This window comes from Pseudoxanthomonas sp. PXM03 (genome assembly GCF_014852005.1).
GTDB lineage: Bacteria > Pseudomonadota > Gammaproteobacteria > Xanthomonadales > Xanthomonadaceae > Pseudoxanthomonas_A.
In genome coordinates, this window is sequence record NZ_JACVAU010000002.1 from 835272 (window position 1) to 858770 (window position 23499).

Annotated in this window: 20 protein-coding genes; 7 read left to right on the top strand and 13 right to left on the bottom strand. The window is 67.8% G+C overall.

Annotated features, from left to right (window positions below; all coding sequences use genetic code 11):
• Positions 1-31: 31 nt before the first annotated feature.
• The 11 genes from IB223_RS12715 to gap form a co-directional block, all read right to left on the bottom strand.
• Positions 32-1591, bottom strand: a complete 1560-nt coding sequence (locus IB223_RS12715) for an MDR family MFS transporter (protein WP_225591021.1) — start codon at positions 1589-1591, stop codon at positions 32-34.
• Between the two features lie 138 nt (positions 1592-1729).
• Entirely contained in the window at positions 1730-2821 is a 1092-nt protein-coding gene (locus IB223_RS12720; protein WP_192202083.1) for an HlyD family secretion protein, read from the bottom strand.
• A gap of 8 nt (positions 2822-2829) precedes the next feature.
• On the bottom strand, positions 2830-3303 hold the full coding sequence (locus IB223_RS12725; protein WP_192202084.1) for a MarR family transcriptional regulator: 474 nt from the start codon (positions 3301-3303) through the stop codon (positions 2830-2832).
• 359 nt (positions 3304-3662) lie between these two features.
• A complete protein-coding gene (locus IB223_RS12730) occupies positions 3663-4667 on the bottom strand; it encodes a class I fructose-bisphosphate aldolase (protein WP_192202085.1) in 1005 nt (334 codons plus the stop codon).
• Between the two features lie 146 nt (positions 4668-4813).
• On the bottom strand, positions 4814-5365 hold the full coding sequence (locus IB223_RS12735) for a hypothetical protein (RefSeq protein ID WP_192202086.1): 552 nt from the start codon (positions 5363-5365) through the stop codon (positions 4814-4816).
• Positions 5366-5383: 18 nt separating this feature from the next.
• A complete protein-coding gene (gene pyk, locus IB223_RS12740) occupies positions 5384-6853 on the bottom strand; it encodes a pyruvate kinase (protein ID WP_192202087.1) in 1470 nt (489 codons plus the stop codon).
• Positions 6854-7129: 276 nt separating this feature from the next.
• Positions 7130-7771: an HAD hydrolase-like protein gene (locus IB223_RS12745; protein WP_192202088.1), complete on the bottom strand. Its 642-nt coding sequence runs from the start codon at positions 7769-7771 to the stop codon at positions 7130-7132.
• Positions 7768-8943, bottom strand: coding sequence for a phosphoglycerate kinase (locus IB223_RS12750; protein WP_192202089.1), 1176 nt, complete (start codon positions 8941-8943; stop codon positions 7768-7770). Before IB223_RS12750 ends, IB223_RS12745 begins: the two co-directional genes overlap by 4 nt.
• Positions 8944-9015: 72 nt before the next feature.
• Entirely contained in the window at positions 9016-10368 is a 1353-nt protein-coding gene (locus tag IB223_RS12755) for a DUF3999 family protein (RefSeq protein WP_192202090.1), read from the bottom strand.
• The gene (locus IB223_RS12760) at positions 10365-13079 is read right to left on the bottom strand and encodes a DUF2339 domain-containing protein (RefSeq protein ID WP_192202423.1); all 2715 of its coding nucleotides are present in this window, start codon (positions 13077-13079) and stop codon (positions 10365-10367) included. The genes IB223_RS12755 and IB223_RS12760 overlap by 4 nt, the downstream gene beginning before the upstream one ends.
• 243 nt (positions 13080-13322) lie before the next feature.
• On the bottom strand, positions 13323-14327 hold the full coding sequence (gap, locus tag IB223_RS12765) for a type I glyceraldehyde-3-phosphate dehydrogenase (protein WP_192202091.1): 1005 nt from the start codon (positions 14325-14327) through the stop codon (positions 13323-13325).
• A gap of 165 nt (positions 14328-14492) precedes the next feature.
• On the opposite strand from gap, the gene IB223_RS12770 reads away from it, so the two are divergent.
• From IB223_RS12770 to IB223_RS12800, 7 genes are all read left to right on the top strand, one after another.
• The gene (locus tag IB223_RS12770; protein ID WP_192202092.1) at positions 14493-15113 is read left to right on the top strand and encodes an OmpW family outer membrane protein; all 621 of its coding nucleotides are present in this window, start codon (positions 14493-14495) and stop codon (positions 15111-15113) included.
• Positions 15114-15239: 126 nt separating this feature from the next.
• A complete protein-coding gene (locus IB223_RS12775) occupies positions 15240-15992 on the top strand; it encodes a S1/P1 nuclease (protein WP_225591023.1) in 753 nt (250 codons plus the stop codon).
• Between the two features lie 63 nt (positions 15993-16055).
• Complete coding sequence (modA, locus tag IB223_RS12780) at positions 16056-16844, top strand: molybdate ABC transporter substrate-binding protein (protein WP_192202094.1); 789 nt, start codon at positions 16056-16058, stop codon at positions 16842-16844.
• A gap of 7 nt (positions 16845-16851) precedes the next feature.
• A complete protein-coding gene (gene modB / locus IB223_RS12785; RefSeq protein ID WP_192202095.1) occupies positions 16852-17553 on the top strand; it encodes a molybdate ABC transporter permease subunit in 702 nt (233 codons plus the stop codon).
• Positions 17553-18170, top strand: a complete 618-nt coding sequence (modC, locus tag IB223_RS12790) for a molybdenum ABC transporter ATP-binding protein (protein WP_192202096.1) — start codon at positions 17553-17555, stop codon at positions 18168-18170. The genes modB and modC overlap by 1 nt, the downstream gene beginning before the upstream one ends.
• A 39-nt stretch (positions 18171-18209) precedes the next feature.
• Positions 18210-18770 carry a flavin reductase family protein gene (locus IB223_RS12795; RefSeq protein WP_192202097.1) on the top strand — a complete coding sequence of 187 codons (561 nt, stop codon included), beginning with the start codon at positions 18210-18212 and terminating at the stop codon, positions 18768-18770.
• 40 nt (positions 18771-18810) lie between these two features.
• Positions 18811-20751 carry an acetyl-CoA hydrolase/transferase C-terminal domain-containing protein gene (locus tag IB223_RS12800; RefSeq protein WP_192202098.1) on the top strand — a complete coding sequence of 647 codons (1941 nt, stop codon included), beginning with the start codon at positions 18811-18813 and terminating at the stop codon, positions 20749-20751.
• A gap of 81 nt (positions 20752-20832) precedes the next feature.
• Here the strand turns inward: IB223_RS12800 and IB223_RS12805 are convergent, their stop codons facing one another.
• Both IB223_RS12805 and tkt read right to left on the bottom strand, forming a co-directional pair.
• Positions 20833-21306 carry a transposase gene (locus IB223_RS12805; protein WP_192202099.1) on the bottom strand — a complete coding sequence of 158 codons (474 nt, stop codon included), beginning with the start codon at positions 21304-21306 and terminating at the stop codon, positions 20833-20835.
• 115 nt (positions 21307-21421) lie between these two features.
• Entirely contained in the window at positions 21422-23419 is a 1998-nt protein-coding gene (gene tkt, locus IB223_RS12810) for a transketolase (RefSeq protein ID WP_192202100.1), read from the bottom strand.
• Positions 23420-23499: the final 80 nt, after the last annotated feature.

Below are 23499 nucleotides of genomic sequence, written 5' to 3' on the forward strand. Positions count from 1 at the left end.
AACGCAGGCATCGCAGCCATTGCAGGAGGGCTCAGTGCGCCGCTGCCGCGTCCGCACCGGCGTTGTTTCCACCCGACGGCGCCTTGCCGCCGCGCATCAGCAGCACCAGCGGCATCGACACCAGGGTGAGCAGCATCATCAGTTTGAAGTCGTTGAGATAGCCGATGGCCGCTGCCTGCCGGTTGACCTCGGCATTGAGCATCGCCAGACCGGTGGCCGTGGACGGATCCATCGCCGCGGGCAGCAGCGTGGTCTCCGCACCAAACGCGGGAATGCGCGAGCCGATCTCGGCGTGGTTCACCTGCATCGCGCGCGACAGCATCGTCATCACCACTGAGATGCCGACCGACGAGCCGATGTTGCGCACCAGGCTGAAAAGGCCCGCGGCTTCGGTGCGCTGGTGCGGCTCCAGCGTGGCGTAGGCGACAGTGGAGATGGGCACGAACACCAGGCCCAGCCCCATGCCCTGCACCACGCCCAGCCAGACGATGGAATGCATGGAGGCATTCGGCCCGAACTGGGTCATGCCATGCAGCGAGAACACCATCAGCGCCATGCCCACCAGGATCGGCCAGCGCGCGTCGATGCGCCCCAGCAGACGGCCCACGACCATCATGCTGAACATCGTGCCCACGCCGCGCGGCGCCAGCACCAGGCCGATGGTCAGCACCGGATAGTTCATCAGCGTGCTCAGGTACGGTGGCAACAGCGCCAGGGTGGCGAACAGCACGATGCCGACCACGAAGATCAGCGCGCAGCCGACCGCAAAATTCGCGTTCTTCAACAGGCCAAGATCGAGCAGCGCGTGGTCGCGCTTGCGCCACCACCACAGGCCGTACATGTACAGCGCGAGGAAGGCGAGCGCAGCTTCGATCTGGATCTCGACACTGCCGAACCAGTCCTCGCTCTGCCCGCGATCGAGGAACAGCTGCAGCGCGCCAATGCCCAGCGCCAGCAAGCCGAGACCGATGCCGTCCAGCTTGCGCTCCTGCACCACGTCCTTCTTGACGCTGGCCATGATGCCGACCAGCGCGAGAATGCCGATCGGCAGATTGATCAGGAACACCCAGTGCCAGCTGTAGTTCTGGGTCAGGAAACCGCCCAGCGGCGGGCCGAGGATCGGACCGACCATGATGCCCATGCCCCACATCGCCATCGCGGCGCCGTGCTTTTCCTTCGGGAAGGCATCCAGCAGCAGCGACTGCGAAATCGGCACCAGCGAGGCGCCGAACACGCCCTGCAGGATGCGGAACATCACCATCTCGCCGATGCCGCTGGCGATGCCGCACAGCAGCGAGGCGACGGTGAAGCCGCTGACTGCGATGATCAGCAGTCGGCGCCGGCCGAGCCGACCCGCTAGCCAGCCGGTGACCGGCGTGAGGATCGCAGCGGCGACGATGTAGCTGGTCAGCACCCACGACACCTGGTCCTGGGTGGCCGACAGCGAGCCCTGCATGTCGGGCAGCGCGACGTTGGCGATGGTGGTGTCCAGCGCCTGCATCAGCGTGGCCAGCATCACCGAGCCGACCAGCAGCGTGCGCTTGCCGGTGTCGTCGTGCGCAGGTGCGGGGGAGACGGCCGTCGTGCTCATGGAAGAATCCGGAAGGGATCGGCGCACGCGGTGTGCGGCGATCCAGAGGTCACCCGGGGCGCGGCGTCGGCGGGGCCGGGCCCCACCACAGTGCCCTCGCCCGCGTCCGCGCACGCCCGGGATGACATGGAAAGGAACTCAGCGCGCGGCGGTGGCGCGGCTGGAGGCGGTACCGCCCTCGCGCAGTTCGACATGCACGTCGGCGCTCATGCCGGCGCGCAGCTGCGGCGCATCGGCGGCGGCGCTGTCGATCTCCAGGCGCACCGGGATGCGCTGCACGATCTTCACCCAGTTGCCGGTCGCGTTCTGCGGCGGCAGCACGCTGAACTCGGCGCCGGAGGCCGGAGCGATGGAAGCGACGTGCGCCTTCCACTTCACGCCGGGATACGAGTCGACCTCGATGGTCGCCGGCTGGCCGACCTGCATCTTCGTCAGCTCGGTTTCCTTGAAGTTGGCTTCCACCCAGATCGGCGAGGTGGCGACCAGCGGCATCGCCGACTGGCCGACGTTGATGTATTCGCCCACCTGCAGATCGTGCAGGCCGACGATGCCGTCCACCGGCGCGCGCACTTCCGCATGCGCCAGATCCAGTTTCGCCTTCGCCAGCATCGCCATGGCCGCGCGGTACTCGGGCAGGTCGCGTGTCGGCGTGCCGGCGCTGCCGCTCAAAGTGGCAGTGGCTTCGGATTGCGTGGCGATGGCGTCGGCCAGGTCGGTGCGCGCTTCGGCCACGGCGTGGCGCGCGTCGTCCAGCATCTTGCGCGACACCAGCTGCTGAGACGCCAACTGCTGCATGCGGACCAGGTCGCGCTGCGCCCAGGTGAGCGTTTCCTGCGCGGCCCGGATGGACGAGTCGGTGCCGACCACCTTGGCGCGACTGGCGCTGGCCGTGTTGGCCATGCGCGCGACCAGCGCTTCGTTCTGCGCCACCGCGATCGTCAGCGGATCGGCATCGATGCGGAACAGCAGATCGCCCTTCTTCACCGGCTGGTTCTGCTGCACGGCGACTTCGACCACGCGGCCGCCGACCTGCGGCGCGATCAGGATGCGCTCGGCCTTGATGTAGGCGTTGTCGGTACTCACTTCGCGCTGCGAGGCGAGGTACTCCCAGCCGAAGAAGCCGGCGACGGCCAGCGGGCCGGCCACCCACAGCCACACGGGCACGCGGCGGCGCTTGGGAGCGGAGGGGGTGGCCGCGTTTTCGCCGGCCTGGTTGATCTTGCTGGTCATGGTAGGGGTCAGCTCTTGCGGAGGGAGGATTCGCCGCGGCTGGCGCGGTCGAGCTGGGAAAGGTTTTCGCGGATCTGGCCGAGCACCTTCAGGGTCGTCGCCAATTCGTCGTCATCGACGCCGGCCAGGCAGTCCTCGCGTACGGAGACGGCGACGGCTTCGATGTCGTGCATCACCGCGTCGGATTGCGGCAACAGGTGCAGGCGCCATACGCGGCGATCGTCCGGGTCGCTGCGTCGTTCGATGAAGCCCGCCTTCTGCAGCCGGTCGATCACGCGGCCGACGGCGATCGGCTCCATGTCGAGCAGGTCGGCCAGCTCTGACTGGGTAATGCCTTCGCTCTGGTGGATCCGTTTGAGCGCACGCCACTGCACGCGGGTCAGGCCCAGATGCGCAGCGCGCCGGTCAAACACGCGACCGAACAGCCGGCTGAGGTCCGCGATGAGGTAACCGATGGTGCTCTTGGCGTTTACAGTGCTCATGGGTGCCTATGATATAGATGCCTAAGCAGTAATGTTCAAGGCAGAGAATTTCGTTCAGCCGCGCTTTCGTCACGGGCCACTGTTTCAGGAACGAACTGCTCGCTCCCCGCATGACGAGACCATTCCCTCACTCCCTGACGGGATGGATGCCCGGGCCAAGCGACAGAGGGTCCTCATTCCCGCGAAGGCGGGGCCCCGCGCCTTTCACACCTCGCAGCCGAAGGCGCCGGGCTCCCGCCCGCCCGGCAATGACGGTCGGGAGAAATGGACGCCACTGCCAGATTCCGGATCCCGCCCCCCGGAAACGACGACGCCGGCACAAGGCCGGCGTCGGAATCACTGCACGGTGGCGCGGGCGCTTACCCTTCCCACTTGCCCAGCGCGGCCAGGCCATTCTCCTTGGCGCGCTCATAGACCACGGCCTGCGCCTTGGCGAAGTTGCCCTTCAGGTCCTGCGACCACAGCTTCAGCGCGGCCTGCTGCATGGCACGGCCATAGGAGAAGCTCAGCGGCCACGGCAGGTTGCCGAGCTGGTTCATGGCGTTGAGGTGGGCGGTCGACTGCTCGTCGGTCTGGCCGCCGGACAGGAACACCACGCCCGGCAGGATCGCCGGCACGGTGCTCTTCAGGCACATCACGGTGGACTCGGCCACCTCGTCGACGTCGGCCTGCTCTTCGCAGTCCTTGCCGGCGATGACCATCGAGGCCTTCAGGATGGTGCCTTCCAGCAGCACGTTCTGCTCGTACAGCGCACCGAACAGCGAGCGCAGCACGGCTTCGGTCACTTCGTAGCAGACCTCGATGTTGTGGTCGCCGTCCATCAGCACTTCGGGTTCCACCATCGGCACCAGGCCGCATTCCTGGCAGAGCGCCGCATAGCGGGCCAGCGCGTGCGCGTTGGCCTCGATGCAGGTGCCGGACGGGATGTCTTCGCCGATGGTGATCACCGCGCGCCACTTGGCGAAGCGCGCGCCGAGCTTGTAGTACTCCTTCAGGCGGTCACGCAGGCCGTCGAGGCCTTCGGTGACCACTTCGCCCGGGCAGCCGGCCAGGGCATGCGTGCCCTTGTCGACCTTGATGCCGGGAATGATCCCGTTGTCGCTCATGTACTTGGCGAACGGAACGCCGTCCTTGGTGGACTGGCGCAGGGTCTCGTCGAACAGGATCGCGCCGGAGATGTAGTCCGACAGCTTCGGCGTGGTGAGCAGCAACTCGCGGTAGGCGCGACGGTTCTCTTCCGTGTTCTCGATGCCCACACCCTCGAACCGCTTGGCGATGGTGGTGGTGGACTCGTCGATCGCGATGATGCCCTTGCCCGCGGCCACCATGGCCTGGGCGGTTTCGGCAAGCTGTTCGATGCTCATGGGGTTCCTGGGGAAGCGGCGGGAAAGATACCAATTGTAGCCCGCGCCACCGCCCGAGCGGGCGAACGCGGTAAAGAATGCGCTGCGGCGCGCCTGGGGTGAGCAACAGGCGTCAACATCTGGAACCGGTTCCAGATGTCACCGGCTCACGCGGCATCCGACGGCTCCGCTTTGAGATCACCATAGCGCCAGCGATGGATCATGTTGGAGATGCCCCGGCCGCGCAGCAGGAACACCATCGCGAGCACGGCCTCGAACACGGTGGCAACGGCATCCGGCAGCAACTGGTCCAATCCGTTATCCAGCGTCAGGGAGCCCGGCAGCGCACGCGAGAAGATCACCCAGCGCACCAAGAGGTAGGCCGCGTCCTTCAGGGCGACGAACAGGAACCACGCACCGATGACGGAAATGGCGAGGCCCAGCCACACGCGCGGCTCCAGGTCGCTCTCGAACACCTGCTCCTTCGGGCTCGACAAGGCAAGTCGCGCAAGTTTGTCGGCGAAGAGCCACGCCAGCGCCAGGAGGCCGAGGACGGTCACCATGATCGCTAGCGACGTGCCTGCGCTGCCCAGCGGCATCTCGCCGCGCCGGATCGCGAACAGGAGCGAAGGAACGCCGACCAGGGAGTTCGCCGCAACCCACACGATGACGGCGCGGATCGCGATGCACAGCAGCGTGTAGGCGTTCGTCCTTGTCACGCGTCAACCTCCCGGTGGTTACAGCTCGCCCAGCCCCTCGGCCTTGCCGCGCTCGCCCATCTGCAGCAGGCGCAGGGTATTGGTGGCGCCGTGCTTCTCCATGTGGTCGCCGCTGGTGAAGATCACGCGGTCGCCCTCGGCAAGCAGCTCGCGGTCGTGCAGCACGCGCATCGCATCGCGAGCGGCCTCACGGGGCGCAAGCCCACGGCTGTCGAAGGCGATGGGGAACACGTCGCGAATCATCGCCATCTTGCGGCGTGCGCCGTCGTGGCGCGAGAACGCGTAGATCGGCGCATTGGAACGGAAGCGCGACAGGAAGCGCGCGGTACCGCCGGATTCGGTCATCGCCACGATCGCGCGCACGCCGATGTGCTCGGAGAGGAACATCGTCGCCATCGCGATCGCCTGGTCGGCGCGCTCCAGGTTGCGCGGCGCCTTCTCGAAGTCGGTGTCCATCTCGAACTGCTTCTCGGCACCGAGGCAGATGCGTGCCATCGCCTCCACCGCACGCACGGGATAACTGCCCGCAGCGGTTTCCGCCGACAGCATCACCGCGTCGGTGCCGTCGATGACGGCGTTCGCCACGTCCAGCACTTCGGCGCGCGTGGGGATCGGGCTGTCCACCATCGACTGCAGCATCTGGGTGGCGGTGATCACCACCTTGTTGCGCGCCAGCGACTCCCGGATGATCTTCTTCTGCAGGCCGGGCAGCTCGGCATCGCCGATCTCCACGCCCAGGTCGCCGCGCGCCACCATCACCACGTCGCTGGCGTCGACGATTTCGGCCAGGTTCTCGATGGCCTCGGTGCGTTCGATCTTGGAGACCAGCGCGGCGTCGCAGCCGTGTTCGCGCGCGATGCGGCGCGCTTCGTTCATGTCGTCGGCATTGCGGCAGAACGACACGGCGATGAAGTCCACGCCGATGTTCTCGGCCACGTAGGCGATCAGCTCGCGGTCGCGCTCGGTCAACGCGCCCAGCGAGAGGCCGCCACCCTGCTTGTTCAGGCCCTTGCGGTCGGACAACACGCCGTCGTTGAGCACGGTGCAGACGATGCGCTCGCCGTCGACCTTCACCACCTGCAACTGCATCAGGCCATCGTCCAGCAGCAGGACATCACCGGCTTCCACGTCGCCCGGCAGGCCGAGGTAGCTGACGCCCACCTGCGAGGCATCACCCGGGGGCGCGTCGACACTGGCCACCAGGTCGAAGCGGTCGCCGGTCTTCAGCACCACCTTGCCTTCGGCGAACCGTTCGACGCGGATCTTCGGTCCTGGCAGGTCGGCGAGGATGCCGACCTCCGCGCCCACGCGCTGTGCCGCCAGACGCACCGCTGCGGCGCGCTTGGCCTGGCCCGAGGGATCACCGTGGGAGAAGTTCAGGCGCACCACGTTGACGCCGGCACGGAACAATTCCTCGAGCACGCCGGGCGGGTCCGTCGCCGGTCCGAGGGTGGCGAGGATCTTGGTGCGGCGCTGGCGTTCGGTCATGGTGCGGATTCCCTGTGATCGCGCAAACGCTACCACAGCGAAACTTCTTCGGAACGACTGACATTCCCCACGTCATGCCGCTGTCCCGGGACAGCCCTCCGCGCACAGGGTGTGGCGCGAGGAAAGCGCTGTTTCAAAGCACTTTCCTGATGATCCCCGCACCCGCACGACTGGTATTTTTTTGGTCTCTGCGCGCAAGCTGCATGCTGCGCACGCACACCCGAGTGCGCAAAAAACCGAGCGATGAAACGCGCGTTTGACCGCGCGCGCTCCGGCTCAGGCGAACAGTGGCCGCAATTGGTCGGGCGCGCCCGCGAGGTGGCTGGCGCCGGCCTCACGCAGTTCCTGTTCGCCACCGAATCCCCACAACACGCCGACACTGCGCATGCCGTGATGGCGCGCACCGTCGATGTCCATATGGCGATCCCCGATCATCCAGCACGCCCCCGGTACCAGCGACAGGCGTCGCAATGCTTCGCCAATCAGGTCCTTCTTGTGACTCAACCGGCCATCAGCAGTGGCGCCGATGATGTCCTCGAAATGGTGACCGAACGGCAGATGCGCGAGGATCTTGCGCGCATGCGGCTCGTTCTTCGCGGTGACCACCGCCAGCCGGTGGCCGTCGGCACGCAACCGTTCGATGGTCTCGCCGATTCCAGCGTAGACCTGGTGCTCCCGCCACCCGTGCGACTCGAAGCGTTCGCGGTACAGCTCGACCGCGGCTTCCACCTTCGCCGGGTCGCCCAGCAGTGGCATGAAACTGGTCCGCAGCGACGGGCCGATCCAGCCACGCAGCTCGGCCTCCGTCGGTATCGGATGCTCCAGTTGCGTCAGTGCATGCGCGATGCAGCGCGTGATCCCGACGGCCGAATCGATCAGCGTGCCGTCGAGATCGAAGAACAGCGCGGCACGACTCACTGACCGCGAGCCTCCAGCGCTGCGACCGCGGGCAGCGTCTTGCCTTCCAGGAACTCCAGAAATGCGCCGCCGCCAGTGGAGATGTAGCTGACGTCACCGGCGATGCCGTATTTGTCCACCGCCGCGAGTGTGTCGCCGCCACCGGCGATGGAAAATGCATCGGATTGCGCGATCGCACGCGCGAGCGTCTCGGTGCCCTTGCCGAAGGCGTCGAACTCGAACACGCCCACGGGTCCGTTCCACACCACCGTGCCGGCCGACTTGATCAGTCCGGCATAGCGCTGTGCGGTCTGCGGACCGATGTCGAGGATCAACTCGTCGGCCGCGACCGCGTCGACGGCCTTCACCGTCGCCGGCGCATCGGCGGCGAACGCCGTGGCGACCACCACGTCGGTCGGCAGCGGGATCTCGGCGCCACGCGCCTTCGCATCGGCATCGATCTTCCTGGCGGTGCCGATCAGGTCGGCCTCGTACAGCGACTTGCCCACGGCATGGCCTTCCGCGGCGATGAAGGTGTTGGCGATGCCGCCACCGACGATCAGCTGGTCGACCTTGCCGACCAGGCTGGTCAACAGCTCCAGCTTGGTGGAGACCTTGCTGCCGGCGACGATGGCCAGCAGCGGGCGCGCAGGGTTGGCGAGCGCCTTGTCGAGCGCATCCAGCTCGGCCATCAGCAGCGGGCCGCCGGCCGCCACCGCAGCGAAGCGGATCACGCCATGCGTGGACGCCTGCGCGCGGTGCGCGGTGCCGAAGGCATCCATCACGAACACGTCGCACAGCGCCGCGTACTGCTTCGACAGCGCTTCGTCATCCTTGCCTTCGCCGATGTTCATGCGGCAGTTCTCGAGCAGGACGACCTGGCCCGGTCGCACGTCCACGCCGTCCACCCAGTCCTTCATCAGCGGCACGTCCACGCCGAGCAGTTCGGACAGGCGCGCGGCCACCGGCGCCAGCGAGTCGGCTTCGCTCCACACGCCTTCCTTCGGTCGACCCAGGTGCGAGGTGACCATCACCGCCGCGCCTTTCTGCAACGCCAGTTTCAGCGTGGGCAAGGAGGCGGTGATGCGCTGCTCGGAGGTGATGCGGCCGTCGTCGATGGGCACGTTCAGATCCTGGCGGATCAGCACGCGCTTGCCGGCGAGGTCGAGGTCGGTCATGCGGACGATGGGCATCTTGGGTCCTGGGCAGCGGGAAAGATGCTCATTGTCCCGCCTGCCCACCCGTGCCGCAAACGAACGCCTGGACTACGCGGGTGGGCGGTTGCGCAGCAGACTGAAGGCGAATGCCGCCACCAGCCCTGCGCCCAGCACCAGCAGCGCCCACAACAACCAGGCCTTCCAGTCGCGCGGAGTCGGCGGCGGTACCAGCGCGGCATCGCCGGCCAGCGACGCGGAGGTGGCGAGGTAGGCGGGCGAAGGTTGCCACTCGGCACCGCGATCGCGACGCAGCGCATCGAGCAGTTCCGGCATCGGCACCGTGGCCCGACGCGCCGCTGCGCTTCCGGCCACCAGCGCGTAAGGCGGCGTGCCCTGCGCAAGGAAGACCATCACTTCCGGGCGATACCCCAGGCGCAGCGTGGGCGCCTGTTCCGGCAGCGCGCCACGACTGCGCAGGCGCCAATAGCGGTCGCGCGCGGGGCCGCTGGCCAGGGGTTGTTCGGGCGATGCACTGGGCCGGTCGCCGCCCACGCGATAGGCCACCCAAGGGCCGGCACGCAGGCGCCAGGGTGCGTCGGTCGCGTCGCGACTCTCCAGCGTCCATTCGCCCACGGCGTAGTCGTCCATCGCGAGGTCGGCGAGCGCGATCGGGTAACGTCCATCGCCCTGGTAGACGTAGCTCTCCACGCCCTGCTCGGATGTCCTGCGCCCCTGGAGTTCAGACCACTGCACCGCCTGCTGCAGGTGCTCGGCGTCCAGGCGCACGCGCACCTGGCGGATGGGCAGCGCGGGCGATGCGTCCAGCGGCACGAAACGGACATAGCGGAACCCGCCGTTGATCAGCACTTCGTCACGCAGCAGGCGCTGCGGACCGCGCTGCAGTTCGACCAGCGTCGCGCGTGCCTGCAGCACCTCCCATGCCTGCAAGTCCTGGCTGCCTTCCACGCGGTAGCTCGCCTCGCGCGGGGTGCCCGGATCCCAAGTGATTTCCAGCGCTTCCATGCTGTCGCGGACCCCGCTCAGGTCCACCAGGAAGGCGCGCGCGGGCGCCGTGGTTCCCGTGCCCGCGCTGTCGGCCTCGATACGGACGATGCGCCCGTTCTCACCGAACTGCGCCGACACGCGCGACGAGGTGCCGGCGTCCTGTGGCGTTGCCGGCAGCGCGAACCACGGCACCACGATGCGTCGCGCGGGCAGCGCCGTCGGTTGTTCGGGCCCGAATAGCGCGGCTGCCACCGGCTTGCCGTTCGCATCCAGCACGTCCACGTCGCGCAGGTCGGACCATGCCGTGGTGGCGTAGACCTCGCGATCCAGCACCACCCGGTACGCGCCGGCCTGCTCGCCGGACAGCACCATCGGCCAGCGCTTGGCGTAGGACGCGGGCGTCTGCGCCAGCGCGGTGGCCGGCAGCAGCAACAGCATCACCAGGAACCTCTTCATGCAGCAGCCTCCTCCTGTCCGGAGCGGCGCGGCGGCGCCGGCGCCAGATAACCCACCACGGTGCACAACAGGCCATACGCCATGAACGAGCCGATGCCCAGCAGGTTGCCCAGGTGCTGGCGGTCTACGAACACCAGCTTCGCCAGCACCACGGCCATCAATACCGCACCGCCCAGCCACAGCATGCGCTGGCCGCGACGCGAACCGATCACCCAGCCCAGCACGCCCAGCACGCTCCAGGTGACCGTCAGGCTGGTCTGCGCCAAGCTGCCGGAGATCAAGCTGTCGCTCCAAGGCACGCCGCCCCAATGGTGGACGGCATGCAGCACCACAGAGGTGATCCAGACGAATGCCAGCGTGGACAGCAGGACGATCTGCGTCGGCGGCAGCACGCGTGCTTCCGGCATCCACCAGCGCAGCAGCAGCACCAGCGTGGCGAGCTGCGCCAGCTCCATCGGATTCAGCACGGGAATCCACGGCAACGGGGCGGCGCCACCGGCCACGAACAGCGACCCCATCCACCACAGCCCCAGCGCGGCGAACAGCGTGCCCAGCAGCGGCGTACGCCAGGCGTCGAAACGCCCGCCCAGCGGCGCGGCCAGCCAGTGCCAGCGGAACAGCGCGAGCGCCACGACGACCAGCCATGGCAGCGCGATGAGGCCCGCCTGCCAGCCGTCGCCCATGCCTTCCACGTGTTCGGGCAGCCATGCCAGCAACAGGCTGGCCGCCAGCGGCCACACCAGCCACCACACGAACTGTGCGGCGCCTGCCAGGCGATGTTCGCTGTCGCGCAGGCACATCAGGCTGCGCACACCGAGCACCGCGTAAGCCAGCCACGCCCAGCCACCGTGACCGGCGAACGGCTGCTGGTGCGCACCGGACTGCCACAGGGCCAGCGGCACGGCCGAGGCCAACGCGGCCAGCGTGGTCCACGCCAGTGCGGTGGCGGGACGTCGGCGGTGCACTTCCGCTGCCAGCCAACCGGTCAGCGCGGCGAAGGCCAGCATCGCGTCGGGTTCGTCGCGGTGGCCGAGGTGGGTCAGGATCTCGACCGCACCGTTGCCCAGCCACCAGGCCAGGCCCCAGAGGTAATACAGCAGCGCCACGCCACCGAAGCGGCCGCGGTACGCCCATGCACTGGCGAAACCGGCAACGGCGATCAGCAACGCGCTCATGAACGCGGCATTCGCGAACATCGGCATGCCCGTTGGCGCATACCCGGACGCCGCATCCGCGCTCGCGATGAAGAACGCCACCGCCGCCGCGAGTTGCAGCCCCGCGCCGGTCAGCTGCGGCAACAGTCGCGACTGCCGCAGGCCCAGCCACGCCAGCGCCGCGCCCTCGAGCGCGAACACGCACGCAGTGGCCTGCGCCGACAAAGCCAGCGGTACCGCCAATGTGGCGAAGCCGACCGCCAGCAGCGCGTAGGAGTGCGCGAGCGTGTCGTAGCTCTCGCGGCGACGCAGCAGCCACGACAATCCCGCGTACAGCACGCCCAGGCCCAGCGCACAGAACGCCAGCGGCAGCCGGCTGTCCTCGAACGTGCCGCCCTGCATCAGGCCGGCCTGCAGCGAGAACACGACCAGCGGCATGCCGAACACCAGGCAGCCGTCGATGAAGTCGCGCCGATTCGCCGGCTGCCGTCGCGCGAACAGCAACGGGATGAGCAGGTAGAAGACGAAGAACAACGCCAGGAACGGCTGCGTGGTGGCGTACTTCTCCGGCGCATAGTCGAACAGGCCCCACGCCGTGCCGATGCCGAAGGTGAAGACGAAGCCGAGCAGGTTGAGCACGCGCCACGACTTGTACCAGGCAATCCCCACGATGGCTGCATTGAGCACCGCGTAGTACGAGAACAGCGCGACGTGGTTGCCACTTCCCGTCGACAGCCAGATGGGCGCTAGGAAGCCCGCCAGCAGCGCGAAGACGGCGAGCGACTTCGCGTCCTGCAGGACCGCGAGCATGCCCGCGCCGGCCACCAGCACGATGCTCAGCGCGAACGCGGCACCGGCGGGCATCAGGCCGAAGATCTTGAACGCCGCGAACACCACCAGCAGCAGCACGCCGATGGCGCCGCCCTGCAGGCTGAGCGCGAACGTGCGATTGCTCTCGCGCTTGCGCCACGCGAACGCCAGCCCGCCGAGTGCGGCCGCCGCGATCCCGGCCAGGCGAAGCTCGGGCGGGAGGGTGAACCAGCCCTGGTCGGCGCCGTATTTCAACAATGCCGCCACGCCGGCGAACAGCACCAGCACACCGATCTTCACCGGCACGTTGCCGACGGTGAACCAGCGTTGCACCGCGCGCACGGCTTTCGTAGCGAAGTCGGGGCGCGACGGTGCGGCCGGACGCGGCGGCATCGACGGCGCAGGCTGCTGATAGGCCTCGGGGCGTGGCGATGGCGGAATGGGCGGCGGCCCGGCCGGGCGCGACGGCGGCGTAGTGGTGGTGGACACCGGACGGGGTGGCGCGGGTTCGCGCATCAGGTCCGCCAGCGTGGGACCTTCCTCCGGTACCGCAGCCTGCACCGTGGGTGCGGGCGCAGCGGCGCGCGCTGGTGCAGGTTCGGTCGCGCGCGCACTGCGCAACTGGGTCACCTGATCCTCGAGCATCGCCACGCGGCGCTTCAGCCCACTGATCGCCACCAGCGCGACGATGAGCAGCACCGGCATCGCCAGCACGGCCAGCCCCACCAGCACCAACAACCCGACCACGTCATCCATTCCCCGACCTCGCCTGTGCGTGTTTCCGGTGCAAGGACGCGGAATGCCGCGCCCTCCGGCCGTCCCTGCAGCCGCGTCCGCAGACTCGGGCATGGCCCGCCGATTTGCAAGATTCCGATCCGCGGGTGGCCACGGACGGCGCGCCGGGTATCACCTCGCAATACCCGGAAACAACACGAGCGCCCTGGGGCGCTCGTGTACGCAACGTCCGGCCGGACCGGCCGGCATGGCGGCTTACTTGCCGGCGACCACGCGGACCATTTCCAGGCACTTGTTCGAGTAGCCCCACTCGTTGTCGTACCAGCTGACGATCTTGACGAAGGTCGGGTCCAGCGCGATGCCGGCCTCGGCGTCGAAGATCGAGGTGCGGGTATCGCCGCGGAAATCGGTGGCGACCACCTTGTCCTCGGTGTAGCCCAGGATGCCCTTCAGCGCGCCCTGGCTCTGCGCCTTCATCTCGGCCTTGATCTCTTCGTACGTGGCCGGGTTTTCGAGTTCGGCGGTCAGGTCGACTACGGACACATCGCTGGTCGGCACGCGGAACGACATGCCGGTCAGTTTCTTGTTCAACGACGGGATCACCACGCCGACGGCCTTCGCTGCACCGGTGCTGGACGGGATGATGTTCTCCAGGATGCCGCGGCCGCCGCGCCAGTCCTTGTTGCTCGGGCCATCGACGGTCTTCTGCGTGGCGGTGGCCGCGTGCACGGTGGTCATCAGGCCGCGCTTGATGCCCCACTTGTCGTGCAGCACCTTGGCGATCGGCGCCAGGCAGTTGGTGGTGCACGAGGCGTTGGAGATGATCGCCTCGCCGTTGTAGGTCTGGTCATTCACGCCGTAGACGAACATCGGCGTGTCGTCCTTCGACGGCGCCGACAGGATGACCTTCTTCGCGCCAGCATCCAGGTGCTTCTGCGCGGTGGCCTTGTCGAGGAACAGGCCGGTGGATTCGATGACGACCTCGGCACCCACTTCATCCCATTTCAGGTTGACGGGGTCGCGTTCCTGGGTCAGGCGGATCGGCTTGCCATTGATCACCAGCGTGTTGCCCTCGACCTTCACGTCGCCATCGAAGCGGCCGTGCACGGAGTCGTACTGCAGCATGTACGCCAGGTAGTCCGGCTCCAGCAGATCGTTGATGGCGACGATCTCGATGTCGTTGCCGAAGTTCTGCACGGCGGAACGCAGCACGTTGCGCCCGATGCGGCCGAAGCCATTGATACCCACCTTGATCGACATTGCTCAGGACTCCTGCGGCCACGCGCGCGGCGCGGCGGGGTTGACGGGGGCCGCCATTCTAACAGGCCACCCCCGCGACGACGCCGCACGGGCATTGATCAGGATCAAGGCGGCGCCGGATGCGCGGGCAGAGACTGGCACCACATTCCAACGAGCGTCACCATCATGAAGAAGACCCTGATCCCGATTGCCATCGCCCTCGCACTGGGCGCCGCCGTTCCCGCCTTCGCCCAGTCCAAGGGCGAGTGGACGCTGGGCGTGGGCGCGCACCAGGTGAACCCCAAGTCCGACAACGGCTCGCTGGCCGGCGGCACGCTGCCGCTGGATATCGACAGCGACGTCAAGCCGACCATCACTTTCGAGTATTTCCTGCGCGACAACCTGGGCCTGGAAGTGCTCGCCGCGCTGCCGTTCAAGCACGACATCGCCGTGGACGGCGTCGGCACGGTGGGCAGCACCAAGCACCTGCCGCCGACCGTCTCGCTGCAGTACCACTTCAACGGCAAGGGCAAGGTGTCCCCGTTCCTCGGCGCCGGCCTGAACTACACCACGTTCTTCAGCGAAGACACCAAGGGCGCGCTCGCAGGCACCGATCTCAAGCTGGGCGATTCCTGGGGCCTGGCCGCACATGTCGGCATGGACATCAAGGTCAGTGAGCGCGGCGCCGTGCGCGTGGATGCGCGCTGGATCGACATCGACTCCGACGTCAAGGTCGATGGCGCCAAGCTCGGCACCGCCAACATCGACCCGCTGGTCTACGGCGTGGCGTATGTCGTGAAGTTCTGAGCAGATAGCCGCATCGCCTGACGAGGTCAAATGGGGACGGCCCGTGTCGGTTAAAGTACCGGCATGGTCCGTCCTCTCTTTTTTGCCGCCTCCCTCGCCCTCTCCTTTGCTCTCGCGCTGCTTCCCATGCCTGCGCATGCGTGGGGTCCCCTCGGCCATCGGCTGGTGGCGCTGCTGGCATGGGATGACCTGGCGCCGGATACGCGACGCCAGGTCGAAGCCCTGCTGCAGGGAGAACCGGATCCGACGCTGGCCGGCGTCGCCAGCTGGGCCGACGACCTGCGCGAGAACGATCCGGTCCTCGGCCGCAAGACCGCACGCTGGCACTTCGTCAACATCGGTGAGCATGACTGCGTCTACGAGCAGCCGCGCGACTGCCCGGGCGGCAACTGCGTGGTGGAAGCCATCAGGGCACAGACCGCGATCCTCGCGGACACCCGGCGCACACGCGCCGAACGCGTGCAGGCGCTGAAGTTCGTCGTGCATTTCGTCGGCGACGTGCACCAGCCGCTGCATGCAGGCTACGCGCACGACAAGGGCGGCAACGATGTGCAGGTGAACTGGAACGGACGCGGCACCAACCTGCACACCCTCTGGGACAGTCGCATGCTGGCATCCACCGGCCACAGCGAAGCCGACTACCTGCGCCATCTTCGCGCGCTGCCGAAGCCATCCCTCGACACGATCACCCTGCCGCCGCCCTCGCCCGCCTGGGCCGAGCAATCGTGCCGCGTGGCGACCCAGCCCGGTTTCTATCCGCCTCGCGCGAAACTCGAGCAGCGCTACGTCGACCAGCACCTGCCGGTGGCCGAACGCCAACTTCGGGCAGGCGGCGCGGCATTGGCTGCCGTGCTGAACAAGACCCTCGATCATCACTGACCTCCTGCTCACCGCTCACTGCCGAAGATCATCGAATAGTCCGTTCCCCCAGGAGTCGTTCGCATGAACCTGCCCACGTCGCTCCGCCGAGCATCCGCTGCACTGGCCCTGCTCGCGGCCACCTTCGTTGCCCCTGCCGCGCAGGCGCAGGACGACGCACCGCTCACCGTGTTCGCCGCCGCCAGCCTGAAGGAATCGCTGGACGAAGCCGCAGCGGCCTACCAGAAGCAGACGGGGGTGTCGGTCCGCGTGTCCTACGCCGCCAGTTCCGCGCTCGCGCGCCAGATCGAACAAGGCGCACCGGCAGACGTGTTCTTCTCCGCCGACCTGGAATGGATGGACTACCTGCAGCAGCGCGGCAAGCTGCAGGTCGCGACGCGGCGGGACCTGCTGGGCAACCAGCTGGTGCTGGTCGCACCGAAAGCACGCCAGGCAAGCGTGGACCTGAAGCGCCCGGCGACACTGCTGGCCGCACTGGGCCAGGGCCGCCTCGCCGTGGGACAGACCGCGACGGTCCCGGCAGGCAAATACGCCCGCGCATCGCTGGAGTCGCTGTCGCTGTGGAACGGCGTCAAGGCGCGCCTGGCCGAATCGGAAAGCGTGCGCGCGGCATTGATGCTGGTGGCACGCGGCGAGACGCCGCTCGGCATCGTGTACGCCTCGGATGCGAAGGCCGAGCCGGCCGTGCGCGTGCTGGCGACGTTCCCGGAGGATTCGCATCCTCCCATCGTGTATCCCGTGGCCGCGCTGCGGGGGCCGCGCACGGCACGGGCGACGCCCTTCGTGCAATGGCTGGCGTCACCCGCTGCCGATGCGATCTTCGCGCGGCATGGCTTCACGATGAAGGACTGACGCCGACGTGTTCGACGTCTTCAGCCCGGAAGAACTCACCGCGATCCGGCTCAGCCTGAAGGTGGCGCTGGTGGCGGCCCTGGCGAGCCTGCCCTTCGGCGTCCTCGTCGGCTGGCTGCTGGCGCGCACGCGTTTTCCCGGCAAGGCACTCCTGGATGCCGTCGTGCACCTGCCGCTGGTGCTGCCGCCGGTGGTGATGGGCTACGCGTTGCTGGTGACGCTGGGCACGCAGGGAACTGTCGGCCGCTTCCTGCAGGAACAGCTCGGCATCGTGTTCGCGTTCCGGTGGACCGGTGCGGCACTGGCGTGCGCCGTGATGGGATTTCCATTGATGGTGCGTTCGATCCGGCTCTCGCTGGAAGCCACCGACCGCCGGCTGGAGCAGGCCGCCTCCACCCTCGGCGCCGGCCCGTGGCGCGTGTTCTTCACCATCACCCTCCCGCTGGCCTGGCCCGGGCTGGTCGCCGGCAGCGTGCTGGCGTTCGCCAAGGCGCTGGGGGAATTCGGCGCCACCATCACCTTCGTGTCGAACATTCCCGGCGAAACACAGACGCTGTCGTCGGCGATCTACGGCCTGATGCAGGTGCCGGGTGGCGAAGCCGGCATCTGGCGCCTGGCGGCCGTGGCCGTGGTGATCTCGCTGGCCGCGCTGCTGTTCTCCGAATGGCTGGTGCGACGCCACCACACACGGCAGGGAGAGGACAGCTGATGCTGCGGCTGGACATCGAACTGCGCCGCGGGAACTTCCACCGTCGCGTGCACATCGACGAAGATGCGCGCGTGATCGCGCTGGTCGGCCCGTCAGGCGCGGGCAAGACCTCGGTGCTCAATGCCATCGCGGGGCTGCTCACGCCGGCGGCGGGCCGCATCGACGTGGACGGCCATTGCCTGTTCGACAGCGCGCGCCACGTCGACGTGCCCGTGCATCGCCGCCGCGTGGGCTACGTTTTCCAGGATGCGCGCCTGTTCCCCCATCTCGATGTGCGCCGGAACCTGCAGTACGGCCGTCACGGCGGACGGGGCGCGCCGCAGTTCGGTTTCGACGCCGTCGTGGAACTGCTCGGCATCGCGCCCCTGCTCGCCCGCCGTACGCGCAACCTGTCGGGCGGCGAAGCGCAGCGGGTGGCGATCGGCCGCGCCCTGCTCTCGCAACCCTCGCTGCTGCTGTTCGACGAGCCGCTGTCCGCACTGGACCAGGCCCGGCGCGAGGAACTGATCCCGTACCTGCAGCGCGTGCGCGACGAGATCCGCCTGCCCATCGTCTACGTCAGCCACCATCCGGACGAAGTGCGGCGCGTCGCCGATTCCGTACACGTTCTCGACTGAGCGGCGCGTATCCTGCCGCCACGATATTGGAGCGGCGCCATGACCAGGCAGAAGCGCTGGAAGGAGTTGCCGGTGGACCAGGTACGTCGCTACCTGGAACCCGGTCCCGTCGTGCTGCTCAGCACGGCACACAAGAGCGAACGCGCCATCATGACGCTGGGCTGGCACATGATGCTGGGCTACGACCTGGTGGGCACCTACATCTGGGACGCCAACCGCAGCCACGCGCTGGCACGCGCCAGCCGCGAGTGCGTGATCAACCTGCCGACCGAAGACCTGCTGGACACCGTCGTGCGCATCGGCAACTGCAGCAGCGCCGAGCAGGACAAGTTCGACCGCTTCGGCCTCACCGCCCTGCCCTCGCGCGAGGTGGATGCGCCGCGGATCGCCGAATGCCACGCGCAGTTCGAATGCCGATTGCACGAGACCCGCATCACCGCCGACTACCCGTTGTTCGTGTGGCGCGTGGTGCATGCGCGCGTCGCCGCCTCGCCGCGCATCCCCCGCACCCTGCACTACCGCGGCGACGGCCGTTTCATGGTGTCGGGCCGCGAGGTATCGCGGCGGCGCCTGTTCCGTCCGGACATGCTGGAGCAATGAGGCCATGGCCGATCAACGCGGGGCTCGTTACGCTGGCACCATGACACAGCACCTCACTACGCTCGACGAAGCCGTCGACCTGATCCTGTCCCGGACGCCGGGCCCGCTGCGCATGGGCGCCCCCCTGGGCATCGGCAAGCCGCATCGCCTGTTGAATGCCCTGTACGCGCGCATCGCACGCGATCCGGCACGTCCGTGGTCGCTGTACACCGCGCTGTCGCTGGACCCGCCCGCCGGCGGCAAGGGCCTGGAGGGCCACTTCGTGGCGCCGTTCGCCGCGCGCCACTTCGGCGGGGACTTCCCGCGCCTGGACTACGTGCAGGCGATGAAACGCGACGCGCTGCCGCCGAACATCGAGGTGGAAGAGTTCTACATGCAGGGCGGCGCCCTGCTGCGTTCGAGCACCGCGCAACGCCATTACGCCAGCCTCAACTACACCCATGTCGCGCGCGCCCTGGCCGACCGCGCGCTCAACGTGATCGTGCAGAAGGTCGCGCGCGAGCCCGGTGGCACGCGACTTTCGATGTCGTGCAACAACGACCTGACCCAGGACACCGTGGACGCTGTCATGGCCCGCGGCCTGCCCCGCCCCTTGCTGGTGGCCGAAATCGATCCGCAGCTGCCCTGGATCGGCGGAACGGCGGCGGTGGACGAAGACTACTTCGACATCGTGGTCACGCCACCGGGCCCCTATCCGATGCTGTTCGGCCTGCCGCGCCAGCCGGTGTCGGATGTGGATTACGCCATCGGGCTGTATGCCAGCACGCTGGTGCGCGACGGCGGTACGCTGCAGATCGGCATCGGTGCGCTGGCCGACGCACTGAGCCATGCACTGGTGCTGCGCCATACCGACAACGCCACGTACCGGCGTGTGCTGGCGGCCCTGGATCCGGAACTGGAGCGGCATCCCGCCGTCCTCGCCAGCGGCGGGCTCGACCCGTTCGCCATCGGCCTGTATGGCTGCAGCGAGATGGTCAACGAAGGCTTCAAGCGGCTGGTGGAAACCGGCGTGATCCGGCGCAAGGTGGCGGACGACGAGGCACTGATGCAGCGCATCGCCGACGGCAGCGCGAACCTGGGCGACCATGCGCGACTGGAGCGCGATGGCGAATACCTGCACGGCGCCTTCTACCTTGGCTCGCCCGCATTCTACGACTGGCTGCGCGAACTGCCGGACGACCAGCGCCGCGCCATTGGCATGCGCCGGATAAGCATGATCAACGAACTGCAGCACGGGCAGGAAACCCTCGCACGCCTGCAGCGCCGCGATGCGCGCTTCTTCAATTCCTGCATGATGGCGACGGTACTGGGCGCGGCCGTCTCCGACGGCCTCGACGACGGACGGGTGGTGTCCGGCGTGGGCGGGCAATACAACTTCGTCGACATGTCGAACGCCCTGGACGGCGCGCGCAGCGTGCTGATGTTCCGCGCGGTACGCGAGGATGCCGGCAGCGCCGGATCGAACGTCCGCTGGAACTACGGCCACACGACCATCCCGCGCCACCTGCGCGACCTGTACGTCAACGAGTACGGCATCGCCGACCTGCGCGGAAAGAACGACGAGGACTGCATCGTCGCCATGGGCGGCATCACCGACACGCGTTTTCAGCGGGGACTGATGGAACAGGCGCAGCGCGCGGGCAAGCTGCGCACCGGCTTCCACCCGGCTGCGCACTGGATCGACAACACGCCCGTGCACCTGTCGGCGCGCCTGCGAGCCTTCCGCCACGACGGCACGTTGCCGGACTACCCGCTCGGCAGCGATTTCACCGGGGTGGAACAGCGCATCGTCAAGGCGCTCAGCTGGCTGAAGGCGAATACCTCCACGCCGTGGAAGAAGGCGGGCATCGTGCTGCGCGCGATGGCTGCGCGGACCGAAGACGAGGAAGCCATGGTGCGCATGGGACTGGTGGCACCGGGAAGCCTGGGTGAGCGGATCGAAGCGAAGTTGCTGGCGTTGGGCTTGCGGGAGACCCGCTGATGGCTGAAGGCGTCGGGGCTGAAGCCCCTCCTACAAGAGCTGCATTCTGTAGGAGGGGCTTCAGCCCCGACCGCCTTCCCGTCACTCCAGCCAGACTGCATCCCAAAAGGGGTAGTCACCAACGCGCGCAACCAGTTCCGCTCTCATAGGGTTGGCTATGATGTAGCGAGCGGCTACCAGGGTGTCGTCGTCCCTTCGCAGCGCGCGGTCATGGAATCCGCCTGCCCAGACCCGCTTCCCGGCCAAGACGTTACGCGGTGCATGCGCTGACCGTCCCTTTGCCAAGCCCACTACCTGCGCGAGCGGCGCAGTGCCGGTCAACCGCACCAATCCATGCAAATGGTCTGGCATCAGCACCCAACAAAGCAGTTCTGCGTGCGGCGACCATGTGCTGCGACAGGCGAGCACCTCCGACATCCTGCTGGCCACTTCCCATCGACTGAAATGAGGCTCGCGCCGGTAAGTCGTAGTGGTCACCAGATAGATGCGGCCAGGCTCGGGCCAGCGACCTCGTCGCAACGCTTGGTGACCAGAGCCTGGATGTGGAAAAGCCATGGCGCAGGGTCATGCGCCATGGCTCCAGCAACTATCGGTGAAACCCTTTCAGCGAGCGGGCAGAATCCGACGCGGTCGGGGCTAAAGCCCCTCCTACAGCGGCAGATAGACCGCCTCAGAGCGACTTCGCCGCCTCAACCACCGCCTCGACCGTGATGCCGAAGTGCTTGTACAGCGCGTCGGCGGGGGCGGACGCGCCGAAGCCCGTCATGCCGATCACCGCACCATCCAGGCCCACGTACTTGCGCCAGAAGTCGCTGATGGCCGCTTCCACCGCCACACGCTTGCGCACGGCCTTCGGCAGCACGGTCTCGCGGTAAGCCGCATCCTGGCGGTCGAACACATCGGTGGACGGCATCGACACCACGCGCGTCTTGAGTCCCTGCGCGTCCAGCGTCGCCTTGGCCTGCGTGGCCAGGCCGACTTCCGAGCCGGTGGCGATCAGGATGACGTCCGGCGTGCCGTCGGCATCGGCCAGCACGTAGCCGCCGCGTGCGATGTCGCCCACCTGCGCGTCGCTGCGCGGCTGGTGCGGCAGGTTCTGGCGCGAGAACACCAGGCAGCTCGGGCCATCCTGGCGGACGATGGCCTGCTTCCACGCCACCGCCGATTCAACCGCGTCGCAGGGGCGCCACACGTCGTTGTTCGGGATGTAGCGCAGCGAAGCGAGATGCTCGACCGGCTGGTGCGTGGGACCGTCTTCGCCCAGGCCGATGGAGTCGTGCGTGTACACGTGGATCGCATGCGCCGGGATCAGCGCGCTCATGCGCACGCCGTTGCGCGCGTAGTCGCTGAACACCAGGAAGGTGGCGTCGAACGGAACGAAGCCGCCATGCAGCGCCAGGCCATTCGCGATCGCGGTCATGCCGAATTCGCGCACGCCGTAATACACGTAGTTCGCGTTCGGATCGGTGGTGGAGACCGACTTGCTGGCCTTCCACAGCGTGAGGTTGGAGTGCGCTAGGTCGGCCGAGCCGCCCACCAGTTCCGGCAGCAGCGGCGCGAAGGCCTCGATGGTGTTCTGCGACGCCTTGCGCGACGCGATCACCGGACCTTCGGCCTGCACCTTGGCGATGTACGCGTCGGCCTGCGCGACGAAGTCGGCGGGCAGTTCGCCGGAGGCGCGACGCTTCAGTTCGGCGGCCTGCTCCGGATACTGCGCAGCGTAAGCGTCGAACAGCGCATTCCAGTCGGCTTCCCGCGCCTTGCCGGCATCGACCTTGTTCCAGCCGGCGTAGATGTCGGCGGGAATCTCGAACGGACCGTAGGGCCATTCCAGCGCAGCGCGCGTGGCTTCGAGTTCGTCCTTGCCCAGCGGCGCGCCATGGCTGGATTCCTTGCCGGCCTTGTTCGGCGAACCGAAGCCGATCGTGGTGCGGCAGCAGATCAGTGTGGGCTTGTCAGCAGCCTTCAGCGCGGTGTCGATGGCGGTCTTGATCTCGACCGGATCATGGCCGTTGACGTTGCGCACCACCTGCCAGCCGTAAGCCTCGAAGCGCGCCGGCGTGTCGTCGGTGAACCAGCCATCGGTGTTGCCGTCGATGGAGATCTTGTTGTCGTCCCAGAAACAGACCAGCTTGCCCAGGCCCCAGGTGCCGGCGAGCGAGGCGGCTTCGTGCGACACGCCTTCCATCAGGCAGCCATCGCCCATGAACACGAAGGTGCGGTGGTCGATGAGGTCGTGGCCTTCGCGATTGAAGCGCTGTGCCAGCAGCTTCTCGGCCAGCGCGAAGCCGACCGCGTTGGCGAAGCCCTGGCCGAGCGGACCGGTGGTGGTTTCCACGCCCGGCGTCTCATGGCGCTCAGGGTGGCCGGCGGTCTTGCTGTGCAGCTGGCGGAAGTTCTTCAGCTCCTGCAGCGGCAGGTCATAGCCGGCCAGGTGCAGCAGCGCGTACTGCAGCATCGAGCCATGGCCGTTGGACAGGATGAAGCGGTCGCGGTTGAACCAGTGCGGGTTCGACGGGCTGTGGCGGTAGTAGTCGTTCCACAGCACTTCCGCGATGTCGGCCATGCCCATGGGCATGCCGGGATGGCCGGAATTGGCGGCCTGCACCGCATCGGCGGCGAGGAAACGGATGGCGTTGGCGAGCTGGCGGCGGGTGGGCGTCGTCATGGGGATCGGGGCAGAGGGGCGGCGCCCGGCGGGCTGCGGGCTGCCCATTGTCCCACCCCCCGCCCGCGCTGTCGCGGTTG